Annotated in this window: 23 protein-coding genes; 15 read left to right on the plus strand and 8 right to left on the minus strand. The window is 43.5% G+C overall.

Going from position 1 to position 22,954, the window contains the following annotated elements:
- Positions 1 to 149: 149 nt before the first annotated feature.
- The 13 genes from ACT3QR_RS09560 to pgsA all read left to right on the plus strand — a co-directional run bounded on the left by ACT3QR_RS09560 (position 150) and on the right by pgsA (position 10,395).
- Entirely contained in the window at positions 150 to 1,583 is a 1,434-nt protein-coding gene (locus ACT3QR_RS09560) for a hypothetical protein (protein ID WP_444521121.1), read from the plus strand.
- A gap of 157 nt (positions 1,584 to 1,740) precedes the next feature.
- A complete protein-coding gene (locus tag ACT3QR_RS09565; RefSeq protein WP_444521122.1) occupies positions 1,741 to 2,766 on the plus strand; it encodes a hypothetical protein in 1,026 nt (341 codons plus the stop codon).
- Between the two features lie 258 nt (positions 2,767 to 3,024).
- Positions 3,025 to 3,255 carry a helix-turn-helix transcriptional regulator gene (locus ACT3QR_RS09570; RefSeq protein WP_444521123.1) on the plus strand — a complete coding sequence of 77 codons (231 nt, stop codon included), beginning with the start codon at positions 3,025 to 3,027 and terminating at the stop codon, positions 3,253 to 3,255.
- Positions 3,256 to 3,257: 2 nt separating this feature from the next.
- Positions 3,258 to 3,539 (plus strand): helix-turn-helix domain-containing protein, encoded by a 282-nt coding sequence (locus ACT3QR_RS09575; protein WP_444521124.1) that lies wholly within the window; start codon positions 3,258 to 3,260, stop codon positions 3,537 to 3,539.
- On the plus strand, positions 3,540 to 3,827 hold the full coding sequence (locus ACT3QR_RS09580; protein ID WP_102078599.1) for a hypothetical protein: 288 nt from the start codon (positions 3,540 to 3,542) through the stop codon (positions 3,825 to 3,827).
- The gene (locus tag ACT3QR_RS09585) at positions 3,820 to 4,101 is read left to right on the plus strand and encodes a hypothetical protein (protein WP_444521125.1); all 282 of its coding nucleotides are present in this window, start codon (positions 3,820 to 3,822) and stop codon (positions 4,099 to 4,101) included. Before ACT3QR_RS09580 ends, ACT3QR_RS09585 begins: the two co-directional genes overlap by 8 nt.
- A complete protein-coding gene (locus ACT3QR_RS09590) occupies positions 4,088 to 4,738 on the plus strand; it encodes a hypothetical protein (protein ID WP_444521126.1) in 651 nt (216 codons plus the stop codon). The genes ACT3QR_RS09585 and ACT3QR_RS09590 overlap by 14 nt, the downstream gene beginning before the upstream one ends.
- Entirely contained in the window at positions 4,731 to 5,330 is a 600-nt protein-coding gene (locus tag ACT3QR_RS09595) for a hypothetical protein (RefSeq protein ID WP_444521127.1), read from the plus strand. Before ACT3QR_RS09590 ends, ACT3QR_RS09595 begins: the two co-directional genes overlap by 8 nt.
- A gap of 4 nt (positions 5,331 to 5,334) precedes the next feature.
- The gene (locus ACT3QR_RS09600; RefSeq protein WP_444521128.1) at positions 5,335 to 5,565 is read left to right on the plus strand and encodes a hypothetical protein; all 231 of its coding nucleotides are present in this window, start codon (positions 5,335 to 5,337) and stop codon (positions 5,563 to 5,565) included.
- Between the two features lie 106 nt (positions 5,566 to 5,671).
- Positions 5,672 to 7,789: a DUF3987 domain-containing protein gene (locus ACT3QR_RS09605; protein ID WP_444521129.1), complete on the plus strand. Its 2,118-nt coding sequence runs from the start codon at positions 5,672 to 5,674 to the stop codon at positions 7,787 to 7,789.
- Between the two features lie 474 nt (positions 7,790 to 8,263).
- Positions 8,264 to 8,479 carry a hypothetical protein gene (locus ACT3QR_RS09610; protein ID WP_444521130.1) on the plus strand — a complete coding sequence of 72 codons (216 nt, stop codon included), beginning with the start codon at positions 8,264 to 8,266 and terminating at the stop codon, positions 8,477 to 8,479.
- A gap of 197 nt (positions 8,480 to 8,676) precedes the next feature.
- Positions 8,677 to 8,937, plus strand: coding sequence for a hypothetical protein (locus ACT3QR_RS09615; RefSeq protein ID WP_444521131.1), 261 nt, complete (start codon positions 8,677 to 8,679; stop codon positions 8,935 to 8,937).
- A gap of 774 nt (positions 8,938 to 9,711) precedes the next feature.
- On the plus strand, positions 9,712 to 10,395 hold the full coding sequence (pgsA, locus tag ACT3QR_RS09620) for a CDP-diacylglycerol--glycerol-3-phosphate 3-phosphatidyltransferase (RefSeq protein ID WP_444521132.1): 684 nt from the start codon (positions 9,712 to 9,714) through the stop codon (positions 10,393 to 10,395).
- Positions 10,396 to 10,528: 133 nt separating this feature from the next.
- On the opposite strand, the gene ACT3QR_RS09625 is transcribed toward pgsA, so the two are convergent.
- Together ACT3QR_RS09625 and ACT3QR_RS09630 are read right to left on the minus strand one after the other, a co-directional pair.
- Entirely contained in the window at positions 10,529 to 11,023 is a 495-nt protein-coding gene (locus tag ACT3QR_RS09625; RefSeq protein ID WP_444521133.1) for a pyridoxamine 5'-phosphate oxidase family protein, read from the minus strand.
- A 127-nt stretch (positions 11,024 to 11,150) separates the two neighbouring features.
- On the minus strand, positions 11,151 to 11,645 hold the full coding sequence (locus tag ACT3QR_RS09630; RefSeq protein WP_444521134.1) for a pyridoxamine 5'-phosphate oxidase family protein: 495 nt from the start codon (positions 11,643 to 11,645) through the stop codon (positions 11,151 to 11,153).
- Between the two features lie 393 nt (positions 11,646 to 12,038).
- Here ACT3QR_RS09630 and purL point away from each other — a divergent pair, with 393 nt between their 5' ends.
- Both purL and ACT3QR_RS09640 read left to right on the plus strand, forming a co-directional pair.
- A complete protein-coding gene (gene purL, locus ACT3QR_RS09635; protein ID WP_444521135.1) occupies positions 12,039 to 16,040 on the plus strand; it encodes a phosphoribosylformylglycinamidine synthase in 4,002 nt (1,333 codons plus the stop codon).
- 201 nt (positions 16,041 to 16,241) lie between these two features.
- A complete protein-coding gene (locus tag ACT3QR_RS09640) occupies positions 16,242 to 16,640 on the plus strand; it encodes an ACT domain-containing protein (protein WP_444521136.1) in 399 nt (132 codons plus the stop codon).
- Positions 16,641 to 16,795: 155 nt separating this feature from the next.
- Here ACT3QR_RS09640 and tdh read toward each other — a convergent pair whose 3' ends face one another.
- From tdh to ACT3QR_RS09670, 6 genes are all read right to left on the minus strand, one after another.
- On the minus strand, positions 16,796 to 17,821 hold the full coding sequence (tdh, locus tag ACT3QR_RS09645; RefSeq protein ID WP_444521137.1) for an L-threonine 3-dehydrogenase: 1,026 nt from the start codon (positions 17,819 to 17,821) through the stop codon (positions 16,796 to 16,798).
- A 58-nt stretch (positions 17,822 to 17,879) separates the two neighbouring features.
- Positions 17,880 to 19,070: a glycine C-acetyltransferase gene (kbl, locus tag ACT3QR_RS09650; RefSeq protein WP_444521138.1), complete on the minus strand. Its 1,191-nt coding sequence runs from the start codon at positions 19,068 to 19,070 to the stop codon at positions 17,880 to 17,882.
- A 386-nt stretch (positions 19,071 to 19,456) separates the two neighbouring features.
- Positions 19,457 to 19,648 carry a hypothetical protein gene (locus ACT3QR_RS09655; protein WP_444521139.1) on the minus strand — a complete coding sequence of 64 codons (192 nt, stop codon included), beginning with the start codon at positions 19,646 to 19,648 and terminating at the stop codon, positions 19,457 to 19,459.
- Between the two features lie 29 nt (positions 19,649 to 19,677).
- Entirely contained in the window at positions 19,678 to 20,553 is an 876-nt protein-coding gene (locus ACT3QR_RS09660) for an N-acetylmuramoyl-L-alanine amidase (RefSeq protein ID WP_444521140.1), read from the minus strand.
- A 94-nt stretch (positions 20,554 to 20,647) separates the two neighbouring features.
- The gene (locus tag ACT3QR_RS09665) at positions 20,648 to 22,012 is read right to left on the minus strand and encodes an APC family permease (protein WP_444521141.1); all 1,365 of its coding nucleotides are present in this window, start codon (positions 22,010 to 22,012) and stop codon (positions 20,648 to 20,650) included.
- A gap of 156 nt (positions 22,013 to 22,168) precedes the next feature.
- A complete protein-coding gene (locus tag ACT3QR_RS09670; RefSeq protein WP_444521142.1) occupies positions 22,169 to 22,945 on the minus strand; it encodes an MOSC domain-containing protein in 777 nt (258 codons plus the stop codon).
- Positions 22,946 to 22,954: the final 9 nt, after the last annotated feature.

The following is a 22,954-nucleotide window of genomic DNA, read 5'->3' on the forward strand; positions in this document are numbered from 1 at the left end:
ACCAGGCACAAACTTGCATCCCAATTAGGGCATAGCTTCACCCTAGTTAGGATGCCCATATTACAAGCTTGAAGCATACTGATAACCTCAATCAACGTTAGTTTCAATCTGAAAACTTGAGCTAACAATATTAAGAGAGGTGGATTCTAATGGCACTAGCACAGGCATATGGACAAGGGCAAGCAAACCCTTTTGATGGCGTTCTTGAGGCATACGGTATGGGGCAGCAATTTCGCCAAAACCGCGACCTATTACAAGCTCAACAAGCCGAGCAAGCACGCAAAATCCAAGCGCAGCAGCAATTAGAGCAATTAGACTGGAACGACATGGGCGCGGTTCGTCGTGTGGTTGCTCAATTCCCTGAATATACAAAAGGCGCAAAGGACTACTACGATGCGCTTGAGCAAAAAGAGCAACAATCTATGTTGTTCGATATGAGCACAAGCATATCAGCACTAGGTAGCGAACGGCCAGACTTGGCGGTTCAGAAAATGCGTGACAAGGCAGCAGCGTATAATGATATGGGGTTGCCTGACAAAGCAGAAGAATATTCACAAATGGCTGAATGGATGGCAACAGACCCACAGTCAGCTAGAAAGTCATTGCTGATGAATTACTCGCTACTAGCAGGCAAAGATGCAGGTGCAGCCTATGACTCATATTCGGGCGCAAATATCGCAGAAGATGCAGCGCCAGTTGATAGAGCCAAAACACAAGCAGAAGCGGATGAAATAACAACACTAACACCAGTCAGAAAAGACGAGATTGAATCTAAAACGGCAGGTAATTATGCGACCGCCAAGAAAGATTTGGCAACAGCAGGTGAAACTACGGCCTTAATCCCTTACAAGCAAGCTGTATTAACTTCTGAGGCATCAAATAACACGGCTGGTGCAACGCTAAAAACCACGCAAGCTGAAGATATACCTATTGCTAGGGCTGATGCTCAGGCACAACAGGCGGTCGCCAATCAGTTAGCGCAGCTTAAATTGCAGTTGCAAAGCGAGGCAAACCAAGTGACTAGAGATAGGCTTGGTGTTCAGATTAAAAACCTTGAGTTCAAACAAGCTCAGTATGCGGCTGGATTGACCACTAAGCAGATTGCAACCAACCAAAAGAACCAAGAGCGTTTAGCGCAATATGAAAGTCAAAAAGAGGGTTTGGCGCAATCTCGAGCAACTATTACTCGTCTGCTGAACAATAAAGGCGCCATGTATGGGCTATTTGGTGGTGGCGCGGTTGGCCCAATAGCGGGCAAGGTACCGTCAGTTAGAGCTGCTACAAAAGCGTTTGAAAAAGATATTGAAACATTAAAGAGTCAGGTGTTTTTGACACAAGTTGAAAAAATGCGAGGGCTTGGCGCACTTACTGACTTTGAAGGCAAGAAATTAGAAACCGCAATTGCTAGCCTTGATCTTGATATGGGTGAAAAAGAAATGATGAGAAACTTAGCTATCATCCATGACAGTACAAAACTAGCAGAGGAGCGTCTAGGCACTAAGTACAAAGACCTGCTAGGCGAAGTTAGCACAAATCAAACGGGCTCGACAGTAGGACGTAGTTATATGCAATATGCTTATTAACTATTTTGGCTTTATTCAAGCATAATAATAAGGCTAGCAAGTAAACTAAATTGCTGAACCTTATTGTTTTGTTTATAGTGCATAAATAAAACAAATATTGGTGATACGGATAGTGTTGGTTTGACAGCTCATACTATCCGTCATTAAAGGTCGACACATGGAATATCTATTACTCGCTATTGGAATTCTTGCTGGCATTACTGCTTTGGTATTACTATTTTATCTAGCAAAAATACTTTGGCGTTTTGGTAAATATTTAAAAGGTAGAGTACCTGCTCTTTGGTATATTTATAGCGGATTTTGGGCCCTAATACTATTAGCTATCTTGATAACTATTTTTGTAAGTACTATCAACGTCTATATAGAGAAAAAAGAAGTGAAAGCTAAAGACGGTTTTTTAAAAGCTAATTCTAATCTCATAGATAGCGCGGCAACTGACCTAATTGAGCTGAAGTATTTAACAGATAGAACGTTTTATGTGGATTCTGATGTTGATGAATCAGCACAATGCATACCAAGTCTCATTGAGCTAAAAAAACATTATGACGATAGCAGTAGTGGACATTTCGATTTAAGCTATGCAATTGCTGAACGAGCTGAAGAGCTGAAAGAAAATTCAATAGCTTGGAATAACCTAACTCAAAAAGAAAGAGATAGGATATCTTTAAAGATTATTGATTGCGATAAAGCGCTAGGGTTGCTGACTGATGATGAATATGAAAGACAAAAAAGACTTGTGTTAGTAAAATTACAACCAATACCTAAAAATGAAGTAAAGAAAGAAATTGAACGCCTACGAGAAACTGGTATGAGTGATGCAGAAATCATGGACACATTGCTTATCCATAAAGATTTTGGAGCAAACTTACAACTTCTTGCTCAACGTCTTGAAGACACAGGCTCAATAGATCCTTTATATGGCGTTGGTAATCGTCTCGGTTTGAACACGCATGATATGGGACCATCGGCTAGCATGACCAAACTGCAATCAAGACTTGATGAGCAGTATGAACGTTCAGAAGCTACAAGAGCTAAGATAGACAATATGATTACTAGTCCAGAAATTGATTACAGCCAATATAAAGCTACTGAACCTCCTTTAGTAAACATTGAAAGGCCAGAAATAAGCAAAGAAGATTATGTTCTGGCTAGTGATGAGGAAGATGCGATAGTGGTCGAATAACGGACGTATTAATACTTATGAAGTTTTGAATTAGTAGTTACATAAGTAGACGACTTAACAAGTAGAAGAATAACCCGCCCTTGAGCGGGTTTTTGTTTTTTATCGACTACAAACACTGATAAACACTTATCGCAAGACAAACTAGCACCCTAACTAGGATGCGAACTTACCCCAACTAGGATGGCAGCCCACTAAGCTTTTAGCATACTGATAACTCAAATCAACGCCAAGTAACGGCATGACACAGGAGTTAGCAATATGCTAAATGTATCAAACAATCCGCAAAGTTCAACCCAGTTACATCCGCAAGGGCAGACGCGCATTAAGACAGCGGCATCCCTAATAGGTGTTCATCATCAGACACTTCGCCGATGGTGGAAGGCTGACAAGTTCCCAAGACCGATTGATATCAACGGCATTCTACTATTTAGAAATGCCGATTTACTAGCATGGCTTGAACGCCAACACTCAGCTAGCAAGGGGGCTTAATCATGACTACTACAGCCACCGCCCCAGTGACCAACCAGCCAGCACCTAAAACACAGATTGACACTGTTAGAGCGCACCTGATGACAGGGGCAACAATCACTACTTGGGATGCTTACCGCCTTTATCAAATCACATGCCTAGCACAGCGCATTCATGACCTAAGAACCGCAGGGCTAACCATTCAAAGCGAGATAGTCACGCACAATGACAAGCGTTTTTCGGTCTATTGGCTTGATGAGCAGACATTACTTGAAAGCGAACTATCTAACAGCGAGGGGAACTAAATGAATAACCACCCTAGCATATCAATCGACACCCCAGCCAGCCGCCTAGTGACCGTGGATAGTCTGTACTTACGTCTTATGTATGACCGCATACAGGACATTTACCGCGATACTGACCACCTAGCCACCGCGCTAGATGCTATCAAAACAAAAGATGAGGTTAGCCAAGGCGTTCTTGTGGCAGTCAAAGCCGCACTTTATGCCAATAGCGAGCTGGCAGGTATTGTTAGCGACATGTTTTGTGACCACGCATTACCGTACCAAGCGGAGGCAACAAGCCATGAGTAATAACGATCTAGTAAACGAAGTTATAGACAGGTTAAAAAATGAAGGGTTTTTGATGATAACTGATGAATTTATAGATCAGCTAATCATTACCCTACATGCTAACGTGACCGCCATTAATAGTCTGACTGAGATAGTAGAAGTAGAAAATAAAATGCTAGCTCTACGCGGTTCACTACCTACAGGTAGCAGACAAGTGGACTCACTCAAAGGGCTATCCAAACGCATAGCAGAAATAGCATTCAACGTGGAAGGGGTGAGAGATGAGCAAAGATAAGAAAAACGACCTAACATTCTGTGATGTGGAGCACGATAGCCAGAATGTCACGAATTTGAGCCTTTATCATAAGAATTTGAGTGTAAATAGCCAAAATTTGAGCCTAAATGCTGCTATTTTGAGTCTTATTTGTGATATTACAAATAAGATCAATAAATTAGTGAAAAACATAAAAAATTGCCTGTTTTTTGGCAGTGAAAAAAAAGGATGTAACAGGGGAGATTACCCATTTTTAGGTAGCTTTTTGACATCTAGTAATAACGGAAACGATAGCTTTACAAGTCATGATAACAAGCGTTACTATAGGGTCCTCTCAAAACTTATTAGCGACTTGCCAAGTCGTAAACCTTTGGCTTTTTTTGTGCCTGATAATAGCGCAGCCTCTCAAGCTGTTACTATCCATTCAAGCATGGCCCCACAAGCGCACCTAAGCGCCACAAGGGGGCAAACCATCATATCTAAGGTAAGCAATTTACTGACCGACTATGACGGGTTGACGCTGCAAAATACAATAGCCGAAAGGCGAATATGCGGGGCGGTTTCTAATAAGACCGAGAGTAAGACCCGTCACCCTATACTTTTACCGTATAGCGTGGCATTCACTCAAAACTTATTAGGAGTTATCCATCATGGGTAAATCAATCAGCACGACCTCAAACACCCAAACTACTAACACCACACCAGCCACATTCAAGGCAGGTGACAGCGTTCTATGCCCGTCATTAAGTAGCAGCCCTTTTGTGCTTAGCAATGATCCACGCGGTAAACGTGACTTACTGGCACTTACTCACGATGGCAGTTATTTTTACTATGATGCTCAAGGCTATTTTGTCCCAGCATGTGACAAAGAAACAGGCGATTATCAGCCGTCACTATTTCACGACACGCCGGCCAACAGAGCAGCCATAACCACCTTGTATGCCGTTCCCGGTACAACCTCAATAAAGCTTATAGACCTAACCGATCATGACGATGATGAAGTTATTTTAATGTCGTCTTGTATGTTGTCCGATACTGCTTGTGAAGTCTTGGGCTCTGCTGAGGTTATGCATGATATTGGTCAGCTACTCTACCTAATCTATAACGAGGAGATATCTCCTAATCAAGCCAAGTCAATGGCGCGCCTTGTGCATGATACTACTGATAGATGGCATAACATTCTTTCTCGCCTACTCGATACGCTCAATAAGCCATTAGAACAAACTAAGTTTGGCAAGGTAGAGGGTTAAGAATATGAAAACAATCCGGCAATTAAGACAAGATCATATCGATAGCAAAATGGGCGAACAAACCCACCTAGATTGGTTCGATGCTTTATTCACTACTATCAAAGATGATCTTAGAAGTGGTGATATTCACAAAGCGCAAAAACTTGCAGACATAGGGCAATATTTAGCACAAGACTTTCAGCATTATTCTGAAGATGAGCTGGCTGGCCTAATTGCTGAAAAGGAGGGTTTATGAAGACTTACCCACCGAAGCAAAGCCGTAAGCACGCTAAGCGCAAAAGCTACTACAAGAAATACAGAGCTACGCGCAAGCCGAACCAGTCACAAGCAAGGGGGAACAGATGACCACCACATCAATAGACACCCATGAAAAAGCCCGCGCATTTAGCGCAGGCTTTGAGATGATAAGTAGGTTTAATGCAGCTACACGGCAAGAGCTGGCAGATGACAATACATTATTAAACTTATATAACCTATGTGAGCAGTTATGCTCGCAAGATAAGCTATTGCACCTTGATAGTAATATTAACATAACCACGGGCTTTGACATAGGCAAGACAGCACCCACAGCTGGCACGATAGGGCTAGTATTGAGTAATAACCAAGATCAACCCGTAACCCTTGCCAGCGTCACACCTAACAGCAATCATAAGCCGTTAATCATTGACCGTATGCAGCCGTCTGCCTTAATCATTGGCACGTTAGACAGTGGTAATGAGATTATAGCGATTGATGATGTACTAGAGGACGTTATAAAGCTGGCTTACTACCTCATAGCTGATAACGTTACGCTACTGGTAAGCCTTGATAAGCTGCTATTCAATAGCATGGTCAGTCATTTTGCCGAAGTTTATCCCGTGACTATCTTTACTACCTTAGATCAAAAAGACAAAGTTTGTAAGCCGTTCAAGGGCGAGAACGTCAAAGCCATTGTTACCAGTGATAGAAACGTACTAGAGCATTTAGAGTATGGCAATCTAAGCTATAGAGATATATTAGCCCTTCATGATACAACCATACTCGATCTACAAGCTGAGATATGGGGCGAACCTGAACCATTAGCCAATGATCCTAGCAAACCCACACCATACCCAATAAATGCTTTCACAGGACTACTAAGGCGAGTTATTGAGTTAGTGGCGTACTACGCACAAGTGCCGCTTGCCATGGCAGGTCAGTGCGTTTTAGGGTCACTAGCACACATGGGTCAGCGGTTTATTGATGCACCTTTTGGTCATAGCCATATGGCAGCTTGCTTGATATTAATAACGGAAGGTGAAAGCGGTAGCGGTAAAACTCAAGCAATGGGCTTAACTCACTTCAAAATTAAAGAGTATGAGCGCCAGAAGTACGCTAGCTATTTAGATGACGTATCAACGTGGGAAAGTGATAAAGCTAGTTTAAAGGGTAAAGAGTTATCTACATTCTTAGATGAAAACCCAAGGCCGCAAAATCCTAAGACATTATTTGATGATGCAACTATTGAGCCGATACTCGATAGGTTTATTAGTGGTGAAATGAGTAACGCATCGTGGACCACAGATGAAGCAGGGCAATTCTTCAATGGCCATACGATGACTGGTGACACTGCAGGCAGCGCATTGTCTGCAATTACTAAGCTATATAGTGATGGCGAAGTGTCTCGTTTACGCTCGCAAAAGTCTGCTTATGCCACGCCGCAAACAGATGCACATGGCGTACGCATGACACTACTGCTACAAGGTCAACGGGTAGTGTTAGAGCAGGCATTAACTGATCCTTTAATGAACGGACAAGGGTTTTTAGCCCGTGCCTTAATTGCTTGTCCTGAAGACTTACGCGGTCAAAGAACTTGGGACGATGAGCAGCGCAGGAATGACAGCCCCTATGATAATCCTGATTTAATCGCCTACTGGTCACGCTGTCATAGCTTACTTGATCCACTGCCAGCCAGCCTACCAAATGACAGTACAGGCACACCGCAGCGTATCAAAATGAAATGGGGAGATGGTGCGGAACAGGTCTTCTATAAACATATGCAGGCAATAGAGAATCGCCAAGCACAAGGGCAGACATTGGAGTACCTAAAAGCGTATGCATCACGGATGGCAGAGAATGCTAGTCGTATAGCATCATTGATGGCGTTCTTTGATGAGCGCAAGGTAGTAACCACTGATGATATAACGCGCGCCTTTATGCTAGTGGAATACTCAACAGCCGAACGCTTGCGCTATCTTGATGCAACGCCAGCAGGTGAGCAGAACGATAGTGAGAAACTAAGTAGCTGGCTAGTCGATAAAGTGAGGGGTAAAAACCCACCTATATTGAATAAGTCATTTGTTACCCAAAATGCACCCAATGCACTAAGAGGCAAGAAGCTTAACGGCTTACTTGAAGACTTACAAAGCGTAGGACATATCAGGTTGGAAAGTGACGGGCGCAGGCGTTTAGTTTGTATCAATCCTAAACTGATCAATTAACCTTAGCTAACCCTAAAAAGCTGCTAAACTTGCTAAACTTTACATAGCCCTTGCTAGTCAAGGGCTTAACTTTAGGTAGTGCGCTGCTAAGCATTGCTAAACTTGCTAAACTTTAGCTAAGAATGGCTAACTTTAGCGGAACTCTAGCAACTTTAGCAGGACGTTAGCAGATGCTAACTAAGCTACAGGCTATAATTGATAAGGCTTACGGGAACTTTAGCAACTTTAGCGACTTTTTCTAGGTATAAAGCTATATTGGTGGGCGTTTATCGTCTGCCTTTTTTGTGGCTGTAGCAATTAAAGCATTGTTTATGTAGGTATAAATTAAACCATGTTATAATCAAGGTTATAAATTGCCTAATGATTTAGATAACAACCAGAGATTAGACATGCCAGCAATTGCTATGACTCACAGCTTAGATGACTATCTTAAACTGAATATCTCACGCTATCGTGAGCAGCTGAGACAAGGCAATGCTCAGAGCATCGAATTCAATTACAGCTATCGCAGCAGATCCTACCAATACTCTGTTCAGTTATCTAAAACATCATGCAACTATGGCGGTCATCGCTACTGGTGGTTATGTCCTAAATGCCATAAAAGAACATCAACTTTATATTGTGCTGGCTTATATGTTTGCCGTCATTGCATTGGCGCAAATTATGGTAGTCAGCTACAACAACCGATAGACCGCCTATTCAGTCGTGCAGACGCAATCAGGCAGCGTCTAGGTTGGCAATCAGGCGTTGCATACGGTAATCAAGGCAGACCCAAAGGAATGCACTTCACGACCTACTACAGGCTAGTGAATGAGCATGACAGATTGACCGCTAAAATATGGCAATCAACACTTGATAAACTAGGGTGCACCAGTTGAGGCTAAGTAATGAAAATACCTGACTTAAATGACTTAATGCAAGATTTGCAGCTAGCTAAACAAATCGCTATCGATGAGCGCAACCCAAACGCTGTAGTTATAGCGACGATGAGTCAAGCGAAGTTATTGTCCCTCGATAGACCAGTGATTAAAGATGTTGTTGCTGACGATGTGACTACTCTTAATGATCTTATTAGTGAGATAGTAAGCGATAAACAGAAAAGAGCCGCATTTAATGAAAGGCTTGAGTATGTCCGTAATGAGTACTAAGAAGCTGACACGCTAACTGAATTAAGCTAAATGGGTAAGTTCAACCTTTGGGCTATCCATTCTTTCTGTGACTATACAAAAAGATAACCCCAAATGTGGTGATATCTATTTCAAGTGTAGGTCGCTTTCTACATTGTCAAAATCTGACATGCCCGCATAAAAAAACCATATAAAAAAATAAAAATTTTGAGCAAATGGTGGTCAAATTGGTGGTCAATTTACTATTTTTAAATATAAAAACTATATATATCAATGGTTTAATAGGCAAAAAAAGGCCCACAGAGGAGGTGCTGTGGGCTGAGGAAAACAGGTCATGTATGAGCTACACAGACCGTGGTCAAGAGTTGTTGTAATTATTGGTGCTCTCTACTGTTATTTATAAAGGTAGTAATTATCAATACAATAGACAGAAATGTTTAGCCATTTATATTTACTGATTTAAGTGTACAAGTGTTTTGGTACAGTTGCTATGATAGCGCAGTTTAATGCTGTCTGGCAGTTTTGGTTACAGTATATTACGTTGTAAAAATCCGAAAGATGCCAAGAACTGTATGAAGTACCGATATTTAGAGTAAGTAGCGTAGCTTTATGATGAAGTCATTGATAAGGGCTTCCAATAATTTCAATACGTTATGTCGATAGGAAGTCATAGAAGGTCACCTAGTCAATTTTGGTGCCTTTGATAACTCAATCACTGTAGAGATGGCATGACGCCTTGCCCGAAAAATGCTAAGCTATCTGCCATTATTATGTTCACATTAAACTGGGTTTGCCATGACTGACAGCACGCATTTGCATACGCAGGAAGAACCGCCAAGTTCGCAAAATACCAAGAGTATTTTTAACTTGCCCAACAACCTTACGATTGCGCGTATCCTAATGATCCCGCTATTTGTGGCGATTGCCTATTGGCCGCCAGCTATGGGTATTGGTATGCCAGCGATTTCAGACAATGTCATTGCGCGCGTTGGAATGAGCGAGTTTAGTGATAGCTTGTTACGCCATTTGTTATTGACCAGTGTCTTTATCATTGCCGCGATTACTGATTGGCTCGATGGGTATTTCGCTCGTAAACTAAATGTCATGTCAGCCTTTGGTCGCTTTTTAGATCCTGTTGCTGATAAATTAATGGTGGCTGTCGCACTGATCGTTCTCGTACAGTGGCATCCTAATATCATAATGGCGATAGCGGCTATCGTCATTATCTCTCGTGAAATTGCGGTATCGGCACTACGCGAATGGATGGCGGAGTTGGGTAAGAGCACTAGCGTCGCAGTCTCCTACGTTGGCAAACTAAAAACGACGTTTCAGATGGTGGCAATTACGGTACTATTGCTTAATTGGCAGTCGCTTGAAACCATCGGCTACGTACTAATGGTCGCTGCTGTGATTCTTACTTTATGGTCGATGATGATTTATCTAAGAGCTGCTTGGCCTTATTTGAAGCAAAGCGGTTAGCATTAAAATAAAGAAACAGAATATATAACAGAGAGAATAAACCACAAAAAACGCCAGTGATAAGTGCACTGGCGTTTTTTTAATGTTTGTTTTCAAGTTATTAATAAATTCGAGATGCCATCGATCCTAAAAATTATAGCTCTATAGAGAAATTATCACCTAAGCTTTTTTCTATGGCATTGTCTGTGACCGCTGCCGCTGTCATTTTGACTGCGCTAGCAATAGCATTACCGTTTGCCCAGTATTCAGCACCTTGCGGAACGACTTTGATTAATTGAACTTTTGGATCTTCTTTGCCTTGTTCAAAATAGGCGTTGTACGCCATCGACCATAGCTCATCCAGTTTGTCTTTATCTTCTACTAGCTCGGCCTTGCCTGTGATAGATAGATATTGTTTATCATCTTGACTGACATACGCCAAGTTTACTTGTGGGTTCTTCTTAATGTTATCCACTGTTTCAGAAGGACTGTGTCCAATGAACCAAATCTCTTTGGCACCAATGCTTGTCTCAGTCGTATTCATCGGGCAGGAATGTAAATGGTCTTCATGAGTGCGCGTGGTCAACATGGTATATTCGATTTCGTTTACCATCGCTTGGACTTTATCCATTTGTTGTTGTTTGCTCATAATAGTTATCCTTTACTATTTAGAATGTAGGGGAGAGTCATATTTAAAACAATTATTAAAAAACGCCAATAAACTGCTGCCTACTGACGTCTTAAGTTATTAAATCTTATAGTTAGACTATTAAAAACTACAGTGTGATTGAAAATTGCTCACCGATATCTTCGGCTGTTTTACCGTCTTGTACTGCTGCCGTTGCCATCTTAAACATATTGACAGTTGAGCTACCACTTAACCAACACTCGACACCATGTGGTATGACTTTGATCAATTGTACGTTTTCATCTTCTTTACCATGCTCAAAGAACGCATTGTAGACAGGTGACCATAATTCATCTAGTTTGTCTTTATCAGTTGGTAGCTCTGCATTTGCACTAACCGATACATAGTCTTTCTCATCTTGGGTGGCATAAGACAAGCCGACTTTTGGACTATCTTGGATATCTTTCACCACGTCAGATGTTTTGTCACCAATGAACCAAATCTCTTTGCCACCGATACTGGCTTCGCTGGTAGTCATTGGCCATGCATGAAGATCACCTTTGCTATTTACTGTGCTCATCATGGCAAATTTTACATCTTTGATGACTTCTTGAATTTTATTAATCTGGTCTTGCTTGCTCATAAATTATCCTTATTGCATTAAAATTTACGTTAGAATTATTTGAAGTGTTATTGGTATTTGTTTTTCTTATCTGCATACAGAATAGCGATAGACCATGACTCGTTTATATAGTTTGAGCGTAATGCGATGTTAGTGTTTGTAAGGTATATAAAGGTTAGGTAAAAATTGTGACAGTGCAAATTTATATCGTTTATGTCTGGGCAAATTATTTAAAAATAATCAAAAATCTTGTTTTGATAGCTCATTGATTCACAAATAATAAGTAGTGGTAGCACGTAACTTATCGGCAATTTATCTTGGTTTAGACCTGCTTATTACAGGGCTTCTTGTTATAATACCCAGACCATTTACTTAGCATGGCAGAGATGCCTTGATCTTACGGATTATGCCTTTATGATGACCATCGCCGGACAACCGTTTCTTACCGATTTTCAGACGCAGCAACTCATCAGTCAGTTCCAGCAAAAAACCGAGCTAAATGTCAGTCAAATAAGTACACAGCAAGTTTATGTGCTATCACGAGAGCTATCTGGTGATGAGCATAAAAAAGCGCTAGATTTGCTAGCGGTTGACCAGTCAACAACGCTCAATGCGCCGCAAAACAACCAACTACAAGTCATCGTTGGGCCACGTTTTGGTACGATATCGCCATGGGCAAGTAAAGCGACAGATATCTTTAATAACTGTGAAATCGAGATCAATCGTGTTGAGCGTGTCGTTGTTTATACGTTGACAATCGAAGGTGAGGCAAGCACGACTAATAAGCTACCGACTGCCGCCGAGCAGCTGTTGTTTGACCGTATGACTCAGAGCTTGGTTTACGACTTGAGCGATGTGAGTAAATTGTTTGACGATCAAGCGCCAGCATCACTGAATCATGTCGATGTGATCGGACAAGGTCAGGCAGCATTAGAATCAGCCAATACAGAGTTTGGCTTTGCGTTATCAAGTGAAGATATCGACTATCTGATGAATGCCTATGTCAATGAGCTAAAGCGCAATCCAACGGACGTTGAGCTGATGATGTTTGCTCAGGCTAACTCAGAGCATTGCCGTCATAAGATATTCAATGCTCAGTGGACAGTTGATGGCGCAGTACAGCCAAAATCACTGTTCCAAATGATTAAAAACACTTACCAGTCGAATCCGCAAGGTATCTTGTCTGCTTATAAAGACAACGCCGCGGTAATGGCTGGCTCTGATGGCATGCGCTTTTATCCTATTCCAACCGACGCGATGGATGCCAATGCTATTCATCCTTACGACTTCCATCAAGAAAACATCGATATCTTGATGAAAGTTGAGACGCACAACCACCCAACAGCGATCGCCCCTTATTCTGGTGCAGCGACAGGTGCTGGTGGTGAGATTCGTGACGAAGGTGCGACTGGTCGTGGCGGTAAGCCAAAAGCGGGTCTAACAGGTTTCCACGTATCACATCTACATCTCCCAGAGCTTAGTGAAAAATGGGAGCAGTCAGGGCAATTGAGCACGCAGGATTATGGTACGCCAGATCGTATGGCAACCAGCCTTGAGATTATGACTGAAGCCCCATTAGGCTCAGCCAATTTCTCAAACGAGTTTGGTCGTCCTAACCTATGCGGTTACTTCCGTAGTTTTCAGCTGGATACGTCAGCGGCAAAAGACGGCAGCGAGATGCGTGGCTATCATAAGCCAATCATGCTGGCAGGTGGTTACGGCAATATCAAACGCAACCTGATTGAAAAAAATGCAATCAAAAAAGGCGATTTGCTAATTGTTCTTGGTGGCCCTGCGATGCAAATCGGTCTGGGCGGCGGTGCCGCATCGTCGGTCGATAGTGGTGACCTTGATGAAGGCTTAGACTTTGCCTCAGTTCAGCGCGATAACGCTGAGATGGAGCGCCGTTGCCAAGAAGTCCTTGATCGCTGCTGGGCCCTCGCTGGTGATGATGTCGATGTAAGCAATAACAGTAAAGACGGCAACCCAATCGTCTCACTACATGATGTAGGGGCAGGTGGTCTGTCTAATGCAATGCCAGAACTGGTCAATGACCATGAAATGGGCGCGCATCTGAACTTGCGTAAGATTCCATCGTTAGAAGCTGGCATGTCGCCAATGGCTATCTGGTCAAACGAAGCACAAGAGCGTTATGTGCTAGCGATTCGCCCAGAGAGTAAAGATCAGTTCGATGCGATCTGTGCTCGTGAGCGCTGCCCGTATGCCATCTTGGGCGAGGCGACTGACATCCGTCAGCTAATCGTTGATGATGAGCTATTGGATGAGCAACCAGTCGATATGCCGATGCAAGTACTGCTAGGCGGTACACCAAAAATGCAACGTAGCTTTGGTCGTACTGATAGCACGTTACCTGCATTAGAGCTTGGTGACGTGAATCTAGCTGAATCAATCACCGATGTATTGCGTCATCCAACCGTAGCTAGCAAATCATTCTTGATTAGCATTGGTGACCGTTCTATCACGGGTATGGTCGTGCGTGATCAGTATGTGGGCCGCTATCAAGTGCCTGTATCGGATTGCGCGGTGACAGCTTCTGGCTTAGTGGCGCTAGATGGTCAGCCAATGACTGGCGAAGCCATGAGTGTCGGTGAGCGTACGCCTGTTGCGCTTATTAGTCCAAAAGCCTCTGCACGTCTAGCAGTCGGTGAAGCGATTACTAACATCGCTGGTGCGCGTATCGCTCAATTGTCTGATATTACGATGTCAGCGAACTGGATGGCCGCGTGTGGTGATGACGTAGAAGATGCGGCATTGTTTGACGCCGTCCATGCCGTTGGTGAAGAGCTATGTCCAGCACTCGGTATCGCTATCCCAGTCGGTAAAGACTCGCTATCTATGCGTGCCAACTGGACTGACAGCGATGGCGAAAGCCAAGACAAATCAGTTGTGTCGCCAATGAGTTTGGTCGTGACTGCGTTTGCCCCTGTCGTTGATGTGGCAAAAACTCTAACCCCTGAGCTAATCAATGGTGACAGCGCGTTCTACCGTATTGATTTGTCAAAAGGCAAGCTACGTCTAGGCGGTTCAATCCTAGCGCAGACAATTAGCCAATTGGGTAACGATTGCCCAGATTTAGCGCAGCCAAGCGACTTGATCGACTTCTTTAACTTTGTACAGGCAGGTAATGAGCAAGGCGTCATCAGCGCGTATCACGATATCGGTGATGGTGGTTTACTCGCGACCATCGCTGAGATGCAGTTCACCAGCCGTCAAGGTATCAAGCTGTCACTGACCGATGACAACTTACTCGGTCAGCTGTTCAGTGAAGAGCTGGGCGCAGTCATCCAAGTATTGCCAGAAAACGTCGCTACCTTGATGGAGCTGGCAGAGCAAAACAACGTGAGCGACATGCTAAGTCTCGTCGGTCAAAGCTCGGAAGAAGACAGCCTGCTTATTCAAACGCCAAGGCTCATGGGTGATGATACCCTACGCTTTAGCCGTAGTGAGTTACAGCAAGCATGGACACAGGTCAGCTATCAAATTGCAAGTCGCCGTGATAATCCAGCCTGCGTACAGCAAGAGTATGACTTAATCGCTGATGCGAGCCATCAAGGGTTAATCGCTGCGCCAAACTTTGATCTGAATCAAAAGGTTGAAGAGCCGTATCTAAATAGTCGTGAAGACAAACCAAGAGTCGCTATCTTGCGTGAGCAAGGTGTCAACGGTCAGACTGAAATGGCAGCAGGCTTCACACAAGCTGGATTCGAAGCGGTCGATGTACATATGAGCGATCTACTCAGTGGTCGTATAAATCTACGTGACTTCGACGGTCTGGTTGCTTGTGGTGGCTTTAGTTATGGTGACGTACTCGGCGCTGGTTCTGGCTGGGCGAACTCTATCTTGTTCCATGACGAGCTACGTATGCAGTTTGTCCGCTTCTTCGCTCGTCCTGATACCTTCTCACTAGGTGTCTGTAACGGTTGTCAGATGATGGCGCAGTTAAAAGACCTTATCCCAGGGGCAGAAAATTTCCCACGTTTCGTCGCTAACAAATCCGCTCGATTTGAAGCGCGTACGGTCAACGTAAAAGTTGAGCGTACCAAGTCTATCCTGTTTAAAGGCATGCAAGACAGCATCTTGCCAATCGCTGTGGCGCATGGTGAAGGCTACGCCACGCTAGACAATACTGAAATCGACGGTATGGCAAACCACGGTCAGCTGGCCATGCGTTATGTCGATAGCCAAGGTCATCCAACTGAGACGTATCCGCTAAATCCAAACGGTTCGCTTGGCGGTGTCACAGGCTTATGTAGCACCGACGGTCGCGTCACTATCATGATGCCACATCCTGAGCGTAATCTAAAAGCGTATAACCATAGCTGGAAACCAGAAGAGTGGGACGAAGATGGCGCGTGGATGCGTATGTTCCGCAATGCTCGCGCCTGGTTTAGATAGTCGCAAACCTCTAGCAATTGCTGATAGTTTTAGATAGCTGTTTGTTAAATAAGAAGGTGGGCTTAGGCTCACCTTTTTTGTGTTTGGGGTTTGGGTTTTTAGAAATAGGGGTTAGCATTTATATCGTGTTTTCACGGATATAAGTAATAACACCCATGCTAAAATTGCGGTGAACAAAGACTCAAAATAAGGAAGAATAAAATGTCAGAAATTACAGATATCAATGAGCTATTGAGTTCGATGCAGCCAGCATTGGTCGATGAGTTATTTGTGTTTTGTACTGTAAAAGGGGAGCTAGCAGAATATATAAAATTAGCGCCAATCGCGACGTTTATGGAATCAGAAGGGCTGACTTTGGTATTAACAAAAGACAAGGCTGACGAGGCGAATTTGCGTTATGAGGGCTTGTTTCGGCAAATCACTTTGACGGTGCATTCAAGTTTAGAAGCGGTCGGTCTAACCGCAGCCGTATCAACCAAACTGACCTCAAAAGGTATCAGTGCTAATGTGATAGCCGCCTACTATCATGACCATATATTTGTATCGGATGACAAAGCGGAGCAGGCGCTGTCTGCGTTAAAAGAGTTGAGTAATATATAGCATTTTTGACGATCGTTTTTCTCACAGCTATTCATCCTTTACCTCTCTTCTTAGCTTTTAATATTCAAAAAAAACGGCACTGAAATCAGTACCGTTTTATAAGTTGTGACAATTTAAAAGTTAACCACGATTCTTCAAATGCTAAATCGCCAAGATCAATCCCAGCTTAAAATCACCTTACCGCATTGCCCACTTTCCATGATGTCAAAGCCTTCTTGAAAGTCGTCAATGTGCATGCGATGGGTAATGATTGGTGTCAAATCAATACCGCTAATCAGCATTTGCTCCATCTGATACCACGTCTCCCACATCTCACGGCCATAGATACCTTTTAGGGTTAATGCCTTAAAAATAATCTTGCTCCAATCTACCGTGGTGGTGTTAGGTAAAATACCCAACAGAGAGATTTTAGAGCCGTTGTACATGTTATTGATCATCGAATCGAAAGCCTGAGGCGAGCCTGACATCTCAAGCCCAATATCAAAGCCGTGCATGTTTAACTCATCGATAGCACCTTCGATAGTTTCACCCTTGGCTGGGTTGATAGTCATCGTCGCGCCCATTTTTTTGGCAAGCTCTAGGCGATAATCGCTGATATCACTGACCACAATATTACGCGCCCCTGCGAAGCGGCAAATCGCTGTTGCCATTGATCCAATCAGTCCTGCACCCGTCACCAACACGTCTTCACCAAGGACAGGAAATGATAAAGCGGTGTGAGTGGCATTGCCAAAAGGGTCCATAATGGCCGCCATCTCATCGCTGATGCGATCATCGAGTTTGATGGCATTGTCAGCAGGTATCACCAAATATTCGGCAAACGCGCCATCGCGGTCGACGCCCACGCCTATGGTGTTTTCGCACACATGTAGCTTGCCACGGCGGCAGTTACGGCAATGTCCGCAAGCGATATGGCCTTCGCCTGTGACTCGGTCACCTACTTCTAGATGCTTGACGCCATCGCCCATTTCACTAATGACACCGACGTATTCGTGCCCGATGATCATTGGCGTTTTTATGGTTTTTTGTGACCACTCATCCCATTTATAAATGTGCAAATCTGTGCCACAAATGGCAGTCTTTTTGATTTTAATTTTAACGTCATTGATGCCGACCGTAGGTTCTGGCATGTCTTGCATCCAGATGCCTTTTTCGGCATGGGCTTTAACCAGTGCTTTCATACTTTTCTCTTTTTTAACTGCATTTTATTTTTGAATTTAGATAAATACCGAACGGCGCTTAATCAATCACTTTCATTTGCTTGGCGACTTTGATAAAGGCAGCGATACACTGATCGAGCTGCTCGCGAGTATGAGCAGCAGAGAGCTGCACACGAATGCGAGCCTCATTTTTGGGTACGACAGGATAAAAGAATCCAATCACATAAATGCCTTCTTCAAGCAGTGCATCTGCCATTTGCTGCGAGACATTGGCGTCATAGAGCATCACCGCACAAATGGCCGATTCGGTAGGCTTGATATCGAAGCCCGCATCTTGCATTTGCTTTACAAAATAGGCGGTATTTTCATGCAATTGGTCTTGTAGGGTATTGTCTTGCGATAGCATCTCAAAAGCTTTTACCCCAGCGGCAGCGACCATAGGAGGGATAGAGTTTGAAAACAAATACGGGCGTGAGCGTTGGCGCAGCATCTCAATCATTTCTTTTTTGCCAGTGGTAAAGCCGCCAATAGCACCGCCAAATGCCTTGCCTAAAGTACCAGTAATCAGCTCAACATCGCCACGTAGATCAAACAATTCAGTCACGCCGCCGCCAGTGCGACCGACCACGCCTGCTGAGTGTGACTCGTCAATCATCACCATGGCATCATATTTCTGTGCCAACGCATAAATCTCATCCATCGGCGCCACGTTGCCATCCATAGAAAACACACCATCGGTGACAATCAAACGAAAACGCTGTGCTTGCGCCGCTTGCAATTGCGTCTCTAAATCTTGCATATCTGCATTGGCGTAGCGATAACGCGCGGCTTTACACAGGCGTACACCATCAATGATTGAGGCATGATTTAACGAATCAGAAATAATGGCGTCTTCACTGGTTAGCAGTGGCTCAAAGGCACCACCATTGGCATCAAAACAGGCCGCATAAAGAATCGTATCTTCGGTATTAAAAAACTTAGAAATTGCCGCTTCTAATTGCTTATGTAAATCTTGCGTACCACAAATAAAACGCACCGATGACATACCATAGCCTGAGTCTTCAATGGCTCCGATAGCTGCCTTTTTAATCTCAGGATGGTCAGACAATCCAAGGTAATTATTGGCACAGAAGTTAAGCATCTCACGGCCATCAGCAATCTTGATGAGTGCATCTTGCGGAGAAGTGATAACGCGCTCGTTCTTATATAGCCCTGCCGCGCGTATGTCACTGATTTCTTGTTGTAGGTGTTTCTGAAAGGCTTGATACATAAATATTCCTTTTTTAATATTATTGGTGTTCGTTTGATAATAGAGGTATGGGGACTGGTAATAGAACTAGGCGATCAAAGCCAAGCTATCAAATCTGCGCAGCATCTTAGCCATTATTAAAACCAACGATAAAACTAAAGATGCGTGAAGCCCAACGAGATGGTGTGAGCAGTGAGACTATCTATAACCCTGTGAGCGGTGATTTTATCACTAGCCTATTGCAATAAATAGCCTAAATAGTTAGTAGATAGGCCTTCTCTTATAAAGTTATGTAGTGCTGTTTGGTTGTAGTATTGGTCTCATAGCGACTTAGCTATGTCTCATCAAACATAAGACCTCAATTTGCGCATTTTTATCATCTTGGTTGGTAAATACCGTCTATCCAATTATTCATCTTTGGGACGTTTCTGAGCCTCAGCGATCAACTCATGAATCTTGGCGCTTTCCTTTAGCACACAAGCATCATAAGCAGAGAGCTGCTCAGGTTCTTGTTCCTCTTTCTTCTCTTGCTCTTGTTTGGCCTTCTCTTCTAGATACTTTTGTAGATCATCTTGCTCATCTGTTTGAGAGTTATTCATAGTTTATGCCTCCTGATAACCTGTATTCTTTAATAAAAATCATCCCGACCAGCATACTTCTTATTTAGCGCCTGCAATATCGCATAGGTCTCGTTATCCATATTACCCGTTGGCTGCTGCGATCTGAAGTGCAGCTGAAACGCATAGACGACATCGCGACTGGCCTTGTCCCACGTATCGGTATCGTTAATTTGATAGCCGTATTTGCGAAATGCTTGCTTAATCTCAGGTATCGTGGCCGACGCAAATCCATCTTGATTTATAAAGAACTGCTTATCAAATTCATCATACCAAGCGCCAATGCCGTAATCGAAATACAGCTGCTTCCATGGGAATTTTGCACCAGGGTCTATCTTGCGCGAGGGTGCCATATCCGAGTGTCCGATGATATTCTTCGGTGAGATGTCATAGCGCGTGGCGATATCTTGCACCAGCTCTGCGACCTTTTTAATCTGCAATACATCAAATGCCACATAGTGCTCATAAGGATGATAGTCGAGCGTGCCCTCTTTTATCGCGTCTCGATATTCAGGTTTGATACCGCTATTGACGATCTCGATGCCGATAGAGGTATCGTTTAATATCGTCCGTCCTGCAAAGCCACCATCCCCTGCATGCCAAGCGCGCTCGTTCTCTGGTACTAGGTTATAGATTTTATTGTCATCATTGTCTAATACCAGATAGTGCGCGCTCACATTACCCATGGTCAGCGTCTTTATCGAGCGCTCATTATCCGAAACTGTATAGTGCAAGACGATGGTTTTGACACGCTCGCTTTTGCCAGTGGCTTGGTATGTTTTGCTATCCACGATGTAGCTGTCAGTAGTGGCTACTGGAGAGGTAGTCGTGACGCAGCCAATCAACGGCAGTGTTAGGCCAAATGCTAAGAAACTATTTTTTACCATGAAGTGCTCTGTATGGGAAAGTTGCGGTTATAGCATCGTTTGTATTTGATACTACTGGTGTTTATGTCGCTCGACAGGTAAATACTGCTTGTTATTAATTAGTATTAGGATTGACGTTAGGGTTAACCGCGATTTTTTTATAACCAATCGCCCCAAGCAGAATAAAAAGTCCTAGCAAGATATAAGCGTTGAACGATAGCGCTGCTGGTGAAAATGGTAGCAGCAATAGCGATATAAAGACCACACTGATGAATACAGAAACGTAGTTAAGCAAACCCGCCTGTTTCTTTCTTCGCTCATTGATGAGGTCGGCGGTCGTGACATAAGCAAAGCCAACCGTGATGCCCAAGGACGCCATCGTTACAATGTCGAGTAGATAGTTTCTACCTAGCCAAGGAGAGAGTAAGCACACCAAGCATATCAATATAATGGTCTTTTGCTTACTAAACTGATTGTTTTTATCTGTAAACACACTAGGCAATAACGACGTGTCGCCCATAGACTCTAAGAGCTTAACCGATGACAATATAAAGCCATTGATGCCGCTCATTATCGAGCCAATCATGGCTATCGATAGCAGCCAGATGCCGATACTACCAATCCGACTGTCTATGCCTTCACCTGTCGCCCAGTGGCTGTCCTTGATCGCTTGATAGTCAAAGCTCATGTTTAGCGCAGTAAAGTAGTTGATTAAAAAGTAAAACAATACACCAGCGATGAGTGAAATTAGGATAATGCTCTTGGTCTTGGTTTTTGAATCGCTAATAGCCTTTGAAATCTGCGGTGTGGTCTCAAAACCGACATACGCCCACGGCATAACGGCCAAGATAGGCAGCCATGCCAAGCTGGTGACAGAGCCGCTAGACATATCAGCTGGTAAAAATGCTTGGGTCGTTGGTGTCATCCAAAGTGACGCAAAAAACAGCGCAGTGACTGATAGAATCATAAAAAGGGCGATATAGAGCTGGATTTTTGCGCCAACTCGTACGCCTTTTAAATTGATATAACTGAATAAAATAATAGCCGCACTGCATAGAAATACTTCACTGGCGTAGACTTCCCAACCAGCAATCGTATATAGATAGCCTAATTGTAAGCCACTAGGCAATAAATATCGTAGCAGCAACGCAACGGCCGATATATTGAGCGCGATAATAGAAATATAGCCTATCGTAACGCCCCAGCCATAGATATAAGCATGTTTGCGATTGATGTATTTTTCAATCCAATAGATACCGCCTGACTCATTTTCTGGCGTTTGGGTCAGCAAATTAATATAGGCACGCGCAACCATATAAATGGCTAAAGTACCGATAATAATAGCGACAGAAGAGCCCAGTAGCTGTGACTGCGGCAAAAATAAATCGCCTGGCATGACATAAGCACCCCAGCCGATAATTGCGCCGACGCTAATCGCTATTGCTTGTAGATAGCTGATACTTTCTGTCTGTTCACTCATGGATTGCTCCTTCACGATCATAGATAGAAAAGGAGGGAGTGTTTATTATAAAGCTAACATAGAACATGAAAAACCTTTGATGCCATTACGCAGGGTAGTGGTTATCTCTTATAAATAGAAAAGTCATACTAAAGGTTTTTGTCGAGTGTTACCTTTTCAATCCTGTTGGATTTTTTTAGCCAGAACCTTTTTCCAACTGTCCTCTAAACAGTCAATCGCAAGCCAAGGTTCAATAATGTCTGCATGATATTTTTCTTTTGAATTAGATAGCTTCCACAGCTTTTCTAACGTAGCAAACGGATAAGGGCGCTCAACCAAATACACAGGTAAGTCAGCATCTATAATGCCATCTTGAACGACTTTGAAATACCAGCCAGAGATACCTTGCTTGCTGACCCATGCTGCGATATTTGGCACTTTGGTAAACTGGCCGATCTGATCGTTAATTTTGTAGCAGGGACGGCGCGGCTGGACGATACGTAGCTGGACGTTATTATCATTATTGCTATCTTGACCGTTTTCAACATGCCCACCATATTGAAAAACGTCACCAATACAAACGGTAGATTCGGTCATTTCAGGCAGACCATTGACGGCTTGGGTAGTGAGATTTTCGCCGAGCGTACCGACTCGTACCTTTAGGTCAAATTCTGTATTGATTTTCTCATAAGTTGCAGGTGCCAGTTGATGTACAGCTTTTAGTGGGCCACCATGATGTTTGCGATCAGCTTGCTCATCAGTGGTTAAGCCCATAAAGTTGACCGCAACAGGTGATTTGACTGGCGCTTTATCAATGGCGCTCATTTCTTCACGAGCGAATGGCATTACTTTGCCAGCGCGAACACAAGTGAGAGTAGCGATATGTAGAGGCAGGTCTTGATTAAAGTCTATTGGAGTTTGCTCAGGTGATGAAATTATCGATTCTTCGTTCATAAGATTTCC

The sequence above is a fragment of the Psychrobacter sp. AOP7-B1-25 genome, assembly GCF_052376195.1.
In the GTDB taxonomy this organism is placed as follows: Bacteria; Pseudomonadota; Gammaproteobacteria; order Pseudomonadales; family Moraxellaceae; genus Psychrobacter.

Bases quoted from the DNA above. Each gene is read 5' to 3' on its own strand.
- ACT3QR_RS09655 (WP_444521139.1), bottom strand. From the start codon at position 19,648: ATGAATAACTCTCAAACAGATGAGCAAGATGATCTACAAAAGTATCTA.
- ACT3QR_RS09605 (WP_444521129.1), top strand. From the start codon at position 5,672: ATGACCACCACATCAATAGACACCCATGAAAAAGCCCGCGCATTTAGC.
- ACT3QR_RS09585 (WP_444521125.1), top strand. From the start codon at position 3,820: ATGAGTAATAACGATCTAGTAAACGAAGTTATAGACAGGTTAAAAAAT.
- kbl (WP_444521138.1), bottom strand. From the start codon at position 19,070: ATGTATCAAGCCTTTCAGAAACACCTACAACAAGAAATCAGTGACATA.
- ACT3QR_RS09640 (WP_444521136.1), top strand. From the start codon at position 16,242: ATGTCAGAAATTACAGATATCAATGAGCTATTGAGTTCGATGCAGCCA.
- ACT3QR_RS09610 (WP_444521130.1), top strand. From the start codon at position 8,264: ATGCTCAGAGCATCGAATTCAATTACAGCTATCGCAGCAGATCCTACC.
- ACT3QR_RS09615 (WP_444521131.1), top strand. From the start codon at position 8,677: ATGAAAATACCTGACTTAAATGACTTAATGCAAGATTTGCAGCTAGCT.
- ACT3QR_RS09565 (WP_444521122.1), top strand. From the start codon at position 1,741: ATGGAATATCTATTACTCGCTATTGGAATTCTTGCTGGCATTACTGCT.
- tdh (WP_444521137.1), bottom strand. From the start codon at position 17,821: ATGAAAGCACTGGTTAAAGCCCATGCCGAAAAAGGCATCTGGATGCAA.
- ACT3QR_RS09595 (WP_444521127.1), top strand. From the start codon at position 4,731: ATGGGTAAATCAATCAGCACGACCTCAAACACCCAAACTACTAACACC.
- ACT3QR_RS09625 (WP_444521133.1), bottom strand. From the start codon at position 11,023: ATGAGCAAACAACAACAAATGGATAAAGTCCAAGCGATGGTAAACGAA.
- ACT3QR_RS09630 (WP_444521134.1), bottom strand. From the start codon at position 11,645: ATGAGCAAGCAAGACCAGATTAATAAAATTCAAGAAGTCATCAAAGAT.
- ACT3QR_RS09580 (WP_102078599.1), top strand. From the start codon at position 3,540: ATGAATAACCACCCTAGCATATCAATCGACACCCCAGCCAGCCGCCTA.
- ACT3QR_RS09665 (WP_444521141.1), bottom strand. From the start codon at position 22,012: ATGAGTGAACAGACAGAAAGTATCAGCTATCTACAAGCAATAGCGATT.
- ACT3QR_RS09575 (WP_444521124.1), top strand. From the start codon at position 3,258: ATGACTACTACAGCCACCGCCCCAGTGACCAACCAGCCAGCACCTAAA.
- pgsA (WP_444521132.1), top strand. From the start codon at position 9,712: ATGACTGACAGCACGCATTTGCATACGCAGGAAGAACCGCCAAGTTCG.
- purL (WP_444521135.1), top strand. From the start codon at position 12,039: ATGATGACCATCGCCGGACAACCGTTTCTTACCGATTTTCAGACGCAG.
- ACT3QR_RS09560 (WP_444521121.1), top strand. From the start codon at position 150: ATGGCACTAGCACAGGCATATGGACAAGGGCAAGCAAACCCTTTTGAT.
- ACT3QR_RS09570 (WP_444521123.1), top strand. From the start codon at position 3,025: ATGCTAAATGTATCAAACAATCCGCAAAGTTCAACCCAGTTACATCCG.
- ACT3QR_RS09590 (WP_444521126.1), top strand. From the start codon at position 4,088: ATGAGCAAAGATAAGAAAAACGACCTAACATTCTGTGATGTGGAGCAC.
- ACT3QR_RS09660 (WP_444521140.1), bottom strand. From the start codon at position 20,553: ATGGTAAAAAATAGTTTCTTAGCATTTGGCCTAACACTGCCGTTGATT.
- ACT3QR_RS09600 (WP_444521128.1), top strand. From the start codon at position 5,335: ATGAAAACAATCCGGCAATTAAGACAAGATCATATCGATAGCAAAATG.
- ACT3QR_RS09670 (WP_444521142.1), bottom strand. From the start codon at position 22,945: ATGAACGAAGAATCGATAATTTCATCACCTGAGCAAACTCCAATAGAC.